3 protein-coding genes are annotated in these 2,916 nt (G+C 29.3%); 1 reads left to right on the top strand and 2 read right to left on the bottom strand.

Translation table 11 applies throughout. The features are described 5' to 3' along the window. Positions 1-475 precede the first annotated feature (475 nt). The gene (gene proC / locus KPL38_RS18800) at positions 476-1,285 is read right to left on the bottom strand and encodes a pyrroline-5-carboxylate reductase (RefSeq protein WP_216290665.1); all 810 of its coding nucleotides are present in this window, start codon (positions 1,283-1,285) and stop codon (positions 476-478) included. A gap of 197 nt (positions 1,286-1,482) precedes the next feature. Here proC and KPL38_RS18795 point away from each other — a divergent pair, with 197 nt between their 5' ends. Continuing rightward, positions 1,483-1,638 (top strand): small, acid-soluble spore protein, alpha/beta type, encoded by a 156-nt coding sequence (locus KPL38_RS18795; protein WP_216290664.1) that lies wholly within the window; start codon positions 1,483-1,485, stop codon positions 1,636-1,638. A gap of 217 nt (positions 1,639-1,855) precedes the next feature. Here KPL38_RS18795 and KPL38_RS18790 read toward each other — a convergent pair whose 3' ends face one another. Continuing rightward, positions 1,856-2,737 carry a DegV family protein gene (locus KPL38_RS18790; RefSeq protein WP_216290663.1) on the bottom strand — a complete coding sequence of 294 codons (882 nt, stop codon included), beginning with the start codon at positions 2,735-2,737 and terminating at the stop codon, positions 1,856-1,858. Positions 2,738-2,916: the final 179 nt, after the last annotated feature.

Raw genomic sequence — 2,916 nt, 5'->3', positions numbered from 1 at the left:
AAGCCTTTTTGTCATACCTGCTATTATTTCACTTATAGTATTACATCCAAATAAATACTTTTGTTCCTCAAATATGGAATTGTTAATTATTGTTTTCCGAGTACACTCATAATCTACTAAACTATCTTCTAAATACCTCTTAAATTTTTTTAAATGCAGTTACCTATAAAATTAAGACGCTAGGAATGAAATAATTATACATTTATAAATATTTTACAGTTATTTTGTCTTAATATGTTATGTTTATATAATACCGAACATTTGTTCGCATGTCAATAGATTTATTGTATTTTAATTCATAATAAATTTATATGTTCTGAATGCGATAAGTATTCCTCATAATGTTTATATAAATATTATAAAAAAGGTATAGGTTTATAAAGTGTGTTATCACTTTAAACCTATACCAAATTTTCTCAAATAATTTTAATTTATTTACACATAATATTGTAATTTATAATTTTTTTCTTATCTACTATTTATTACCCATTTTAATTGCCTTTTCCGTGCAACTCTCCATTGCTGAAATTACCGATCCCCTAAAATTATTCTTTTCTAAGGTGTATACCGCCTCTATCGTAGTTCCACCAGGTGAGCATACATCGTCTTTAAGTTTTCCTGGATGCTCACCGGTCTCAAGCACCATTTTAGCCGAACCTAGTACCGCTTGAGCTGCCATTTTATAAGCCTTATTTCTTGGCATTCCTTGGAGTACAGCCCCATCTCCTAACGCTTCAATAAACATATACACATATGCAGGAGATGATCCACTAACAGATGGAACGACATCAATAAGTTTTTCCTCTAATATCTCAATCTTGCCGAAGCTTTCAAAAATTTGTATTACTTCTTGCAATTCACTTTTAGTTATATTTTTATTAGCACACAGAGCACTCATTCCCTCGCCAACAAGCGCTGGGGTGTTCGGCATAGTTCTTATAACCTTTGCCTCATCCCCTAATGCATTACTCATATGATCAAGTGTAATGCCTGCTGCTATAGTTATTATAACTACATTGTCTTTTAAATATGTTTTTATCTCATCAATAACCTCATAGTATTTATAAGGCTTTACAGCTAATATTACTATATCAGAAAATTTTGCAACTTCCTTATTATCATTTGTTACTAAAACGTTATATTTCTCTTTTACCTTATCTAAACTCTTTTGTGATGGATTACTTGCTATTACATTTTTATTAGAAACTAAATTTGATATAACTATTCCACTTATCATAGCCCTTGCCATATTCCCACAGCCTATAAATCCTATATTTTTATTCATATCATTATTCCCTCCTAATTTTATTCACTACTATGTATTTTGTTAATAATACTAATTATAACATTAAAATGAACAATCAAATAAATAACGTTCTTTGCACATATATTTCATAAATTTGGTTATATTAATATTGAAATACTAATATTAAAAGCAATTAATTATTTTTTACTTTTAATCATTATAAGGAGGATTTTATAATGTCACATAAAGACAATAAAAACAGCAAAGATAATAAAAAATCAAACCCAAAGACAAAAAAAGAGTTAGATAAAATGAAAATGGAAACTGCTAATGAAATAGGATTTTCCAAAGAATCTAAAAAATTAGGAAAAGACAAAAAAAAATCATCGTAAATACTATCTAATGAAGATGTCCTATGGCATCTTCATTTCATTTGTTTCTATAATTGTACTAGTCTACTATTCTATATTCATAATTTAAAATTATACATCAACTAATATTTCTATATGCTTATATTTAAATACAATAAGTAATGTTTTTTCAATATATAATCTACTCTTAAACTAAAATAGAGGGTCACGTCAAGTGATCCTCTAATACATTTGATTTTTATCTTTCTTTGGCTATAAAGTATAATCCTAATATTCCAGGTCCTGTATGGGACCCTATTGCAGTACCAACATAACTAAAAATAATATCTTTAACATTTCCATGTTGACGAACTAATGATGCTAAAGTTAGTGCATCTTCAAAACAATCACCATGCCCTATGGCAATAACTTGCTCCTTTTTAGGGTCTGTTCTTTCTTTATATATTTGTGCTAGTGTATTTATCGCTTTTTTTCTACCTCGGCATTTAGAATATGGAATAAGCCGACCTTCATTGTCCACAAATAAAACAGGTTTTATATTAAGTAAGCTACCAACAGCTGCTGCAGAATTGGATATTCTCCCACCTCTTTTAAGATGGTTTAAATCATTAACTGTAAACCAATGATTAATCTTTAGTTTATTCTCTTCAAGCCATGTAACTATCTCTTGTTTATTTTTACCTTTTTTTAACATCTCATAGGCATAATAAACTAAAAGTCCTTCACCAAGACTTGCACATTTGCTGTCAACTATACTTATATCAGCGGATGCTACCTCTTCAAGTATAGTTCCCCTTGCTATATTTGCACTGTTTATAGTTCCTGTTAATGCAGATGACATAGCAATATATATAATTGATTTTTTTTGCAAAACGTGCTTTCTAAAGACATCAACAAATCTTTGACTATTTATTTGAGATGTAGTAGGCATCTCTCCCTGTCTCAAAGCATTATAAAAGTCCTTTCGAGTAAACTTTTCCCCGAAATCATCCTTTATTGCTTTACCTTTAAAGTTACATATTAAACCTAATGGTACTATATTATCTTGTTTAATATACTCTAGCGGTAAATCGCATCCTGAATCTATTACTAGAATTATCTCACTATGTGTTTCACTCATAACTTAATTCCCCTTTACCCTTCTCTTAGATGTTATTCTCAATTTATGCTATATATGATTTATATGTAAATGACCTGTTGTAAAATGAAGTTGAACCAATAAGAAATCCATAGTGGATTAATTCTGTGTTATGCTTTAATCGCCTAAACTAAAACACACAGGAGGATAATCACTATGGA

Source organism: Clostridium psychrophilum (assembly GCF_018861705.1).
Lineage (GTDB): Bacteria > Bacillota > Clostridia > Clostridiales > Clostridiaceae > Clostridium_AD > Clostridium_AD psychrophilum.
Note: the sequence above shows the minus strand (reverse complement) of the source record. Positions and strands in the feature narration are given on the sequence as shown.

Excerpts from the sequence above, each read along its gene's own strand:
- proC (WP_216290665.1), bottom strand. The coding sequence starts at position 1,285 with ATGAATAAAAATATAGGATTTATAGGCTGTGGGAATATGGCAAGGGCT.
- KPL38_RS18795 (WP_216290664.1), top strand. The coding sequence starts at position 1,483 with ATGTCACATAAAGACAATAAAAACAGCAAAGATAATAAAAAATCAAAC.
- KPL38_RS18790 (WP_216290663.1), bottom strand. The coding sequence starts at position 2,737 with ATGAGTGAAACACATAGTGAGATAATTCTAGTAATAGATTCAGGATGC.